We start from the raw sequence: 2,016 nt of genomic DNA, 5'->3' as shown, positions 1-2,016 counted from the left end.
CGCTGTTCGAGATCATCGATGTGGCGTCGCGGGCCGATCTGAAGTCGGATCTGCTCAAGGAGCTGGAGCGTCACAAGAACCAGCTGGCCAGCTATCGCGGCAACCCCGGCGTGGCCGAGGGCCTGCTGGACGAGGTGATTGCCCGCATCGACAAGGCCTATGGGGGGCTGAACCAATTGGTCGGCAAGGCCGGTGCCTGCCTGAGCACGAATGAGTGGCTGATGAGCATACGCAGCCGCATCAGCATCCCCGGTGGCACTTGCGAATTCGATCTGCCGGCCTACTACACCTGGCAGCAGTTCTTGCCGGTGCGCCGGCGTAACGACCTGATGCAGTGGACGCAGAGCCTGATGCCGCTGGCGGAAGCCTTGCAAGTGCTTTTGGGTCTGCTGCGCGACTCCGGCAGCCCGCACAAGGTGGCGGCGGTAGCTGGCCAGTTCCAGCAAAGCCTGGGCGCCGGCCGGGTGTTCCAGCTGCTGCGTATGCGCATAGACCCGAGCTTAGGCCTGGTGCCCGAGATCAGCGGTCACCGCCTGATGATCTCGATCCGCATGATGCGCCAGGACGAAGACGGGCGCCTCAAATCGACCCAGCAGGACGCCAGCTTCGAGCTGACGCTGTGCGCATGAGTGTTGAAGCAAAACCACGCATCGTGCGCTGTCCGACCTGTGGCGGCGATTCGATCTTCGCGCCGAGCAATCTGTGGCGGCCGTTCTGCAGCGAACGTTGCCGGCAGATCGACCTCGGCGCCTGGGCCAGCGAGAGCTTCGCGGTGCCGACCAACCCGCCGGTCGAAGACGACTCGCTACCGCATTAAGGCGGCCAAGTCCTGCCGGGCTTGAGCGGCCGTGGTGAACAACAAGGCCTGCCAACCCAAGGCCTTGGCCGCCTCGATATTGGCCGGGTGGTCATCCAAGAAGACGCAGGCCTCGGGCGGCAGGCCAAAGCGTTCTGACGCGATGCTGAAGATCTCCGTTCGCGGCTTGGAGTGTTTGACCCGACCCGAGAAAACGCCGGCCTCAAACCATTCGCGCAGCGGATGCGCCCGCTCCAGATGATCGGCATAGGGCTCGGGCATATTGGACAGATAAAACAAGCGGTGCCCAGCCAGCTTCAGCTCGGCAATCAGCGCCGCTGTGTCGACCTGCAGCTGCAACTCATCCGGCACCGCGGCCACCACCTGCGCGACCTCAGCCTTGGGCCAGCCTGTTCGCAGGGCAATCCGCTCGATCACCGTGTCGGCATCGATCAAGCCTTGATCAAACGCGCCCCAATCGCCGCCGTAGTTCTCAAAAAACCGCGCCGCTACGGCCACACCCTGCGCAGCGTTCGCCACCCGGTGCGGCCAAACGCGCGCCAAAAAGCTGGCCGGATGCCAGCGGAAAACAACGCCGCCAAAGTCGAAGACGATGTTCATGCGGTCAGGTGCTTCAAAAGCCCAGCGGTGGAGCCGTCGAGGCCGCTGGTGTCGCCGCTGCTCAAGCGCGGCAGCAAAGCCCCGCACAGAGCCTTGCCCAACTCGACACCCCATTGATCAAAGCTGTTGATACCCCAGAGCGCGCCGCTGACAAACACACGCTGCTCATACAAGGCGATCAAAGCGCCCAAGGAACTTGGCGTTAGGCTTTCAAGCACCAGCGTCGTGCTGGGCCGGTTGCCGGGAAAACTGCGGTGGCGCGCCACGGTCGCAGCGTCCAGCTGTTTGGAGGCCGTCGGTGCCGATTCCTGCAGCGCTTCCTCATACGACTTACCCTGCATCAGCGCCTGCGATTGCGCCAAGCAATTGGCCAAGAGCTTGCGGTGCTGATCCAGCAACAAGGTCTTCAAGTCACCCTGAACCTCGGCGCCGAAATTGGGCGTCTTGACCGCAATGAACTCGACCGGGATCACGTCCGTGCCCTGGTGCAGCATCTGGAAATAAGCATGCTGCCCGTTGGTGCCGGCCTCGCCCCAGACCACCGGGCTGGTCGCATAAGGCACTTCCACCTCCTCGGGCGCCAGCCCCGGAGCCTCCGT

At 63.5% G+C, this 2,016-nt stretch carries 3 protein-coding genes and 1 pseudogene; 2 read left to right on the top strand and 2 right to left on the bottom strand.

Annotated elements, in window-relative coordinates; all coding sequences use genetic code 11:
• Both zapD and RMO57_RS05350 read left to right on the top strand, forming a co-directional pair.
• A partial coding sequence (zapD, locus tag RMO57_RS05355; protein WP_310384920.1) for a cell division protein ZapD occupies positions 1-629 on the top strand: 629 nt, incomplete at its 5' end.
• The gene (locus RMO57_RS05350; protein WP_310384919.1) at positions 626-817 is read left to right on the top strand and encodes a DNA gyrase inhibitor YacG; all 192 of its coding nucleotides are present in this window, start codon (positions 626-628) and stop codon (positions 815-817) included. The genes zapD and RMO57_RS05350, both read left to right, overlap by 4 nt.
• Here RMO57_RS05350 and RMO57_RS05345 read toward each other — a convergent pair.
• Complete coding sequence (locus tag RMO57_RS05345; RefSeq protein ID WP_310384917.1) at positions 806-1,417, bottom strand: HAD family phosphatase; 612 nt, start codon at positions 1,415-1,417, stop codon at positions 806-808. The two genes, RMO57_RS05350 and RMO57_RS05345, sit on opposite strands and share 12 nt — an antisense overlap.
• Positions 1,414-2,016 (bottom strand): annotated as a pseudogene (locus tag RMO57_RS05340) (glucose-6-phosphate isomerase); the annotation flags it as partial. The pseudogene RMO57_RS05340 and the gene RMO57_RS05345, both read right to left, overlap by 4 nt.

This window comes from Roseateles sp., from assembly GCF_031397715.1.
In the GTDB taxonomy this organism is placed as follows: Bacteria; Pseudomonadota; Gammaproteobacteria; order Burkholderiales; family Burkholderiaceae_C; genus Paucibacter_A.
The sequence above is the reverse complement of the archived record's forward strand: the minus strand, read 5'-3'. Positions and strand labels throughout refer to the sequence as shown.